Genomic DNA, 1,338 nt, shown 5'->3' with positions numbered 1-1,338 from the left:
CTGTCACCCAAGCCCCGGTACATCGCCGTGCCGGAGAAACGGTCTCGCCCGGCCCTGACCTCAGCCGGGCGAGACCACCTCCAACCATGCCGCTGCGCCGCCCCGCCGACACCCGTGGGTGAGGATCGGCACGTGGGATCCTTTGAGTCAGAACCGCGCATTGTCGCTACGCCGGAGGAACTGGCCGGCAACTCTTGGATCCGGTCCGGACCACATGGGAGCGGCAGCCGCGCCGGGCTGGAACAAGTAGTGTCGCCGCGCGCCCGCCGAGGCGCGCAGCGACGCCAACGCTCGCATCGGTCCGATCCTGACCAGGCGGCGGTTCTTGATGTGCCGGTGCAGCACAACGGTTTTCTTGCCGCTGGCGCGGGTGATCGGCGCGGATCCGGCGCAGGGCCTTCAGCCCATTCGCATCGGCGAAACGGTCGCGGTCATCACCGATCCCGGCGAGCAACCGGGCACCGGACAGCGGGCCGAGGCCGGGGAAGCTGGTGAAGATCTTGGCGTCCGGGTGCCGTTCAAATCCGTGCTCGCCTGGGCCAGATCCTGGGCGCCGGCGCTGGCGGCGTCGGACTTCCGAGTTGGCCAGCAATACCTTCGTTATCTCGCTGGGATCCGGTAGTAGAGCTGCCCGGTGCGCAGGTCCAGGGCACCGAACATGTGCTGCCCGCCGTTGGTGCGATGGTAGGTTGCCCGCATGGCCAGCTGACGGTGAACCAGCCGCGGCCCGGGCGCGGCTGCAGCTTCAACGGCCCGAACTCGTCGACACAGACCACGCACCCGTCGGCGGGCGGGTGATCGTAGAGGTCGAGCATCCGCGCCATCTTGGCCTGAAAGTCCGGGTCATTGCGACACAAGCAGCTACATGACCATCACCTAACCCTTCCTTTCGTCGTTTCAGCGCGGCCGGGCAAGGACGCGCTGCGGGCCGGGCAGGCCCAGACCGACCCCGCCGCCCGGCGACGGCGGTGAGCGCAGTTCAGCGATCGAACCGGCACCCGGGGCCAGGGTCGGTCTGCGACACCGGCAGCGAGTGCTCCCGTTGCCCAGCGGGGGTGGGCGTGTTCGGGCGAGGCGGTGATGACATCGCGTCTGGAATCCGCTCGCGCCGCGCGCGTGTCAGCGGGCAGTCAGCGAGAACACCACGAACTGGGGGTGACGAGTGAGATGCCGGTAGGCATCTGGTGTTTGGTCGGCCATTTCGGGTTGCGGGGCTGGTTCGCTGATGTCGTCGACACGAAACCCGGAGGCCGCGAACGCCGCCAGCATGGCGCGCAGCGGCCGGTGCCAGAACCGCATACTCATCGCCCGGCCATCACGGACCCAGTCCTCGGTGAA

General features: G+C 68.5%; 1 protein-coding gene and 1 pseudogene. One reads left to right on the top strand and one right to left on the bottom strand.

Going from position 1 to position 1,338, the window contains the following annotated elements; translation table 11 throughout:
- The first annotated feature begins 355 nt into the window (after positions 1 to 355).
- On the top strand, positions 356 to 622 hold the full coding sequence (locus tag ACWEKS_RS49375) for a hypothetical protein (RefSeq protein WP_452346608.1): 267 nt from the start codon (positions 356 to 358) through the stop codon (positions 620 to 622).
- Between the two features lie 497 nt (positions 623 to 1,119).
- Here the strand turns inward: ACWEKS_RS49375 and ACWEKS_RS49370 are convergent.
- A pseudogene (locus ACWEKS_RS49370) lies at positions 1,120 to 1,338 on the bottom strand (class I SAM-dependent methyltransferase); the annotation flags it as partial.

It is taken from the genome of Nocardia sp. NPDC004711 (genome assembly GCF_053601595.1).
The sequence above is the reverse complement of the archived record's forward strand: the minus strand, read 5'-3'. Positions and strand labels throughout refer to the sequence as shown.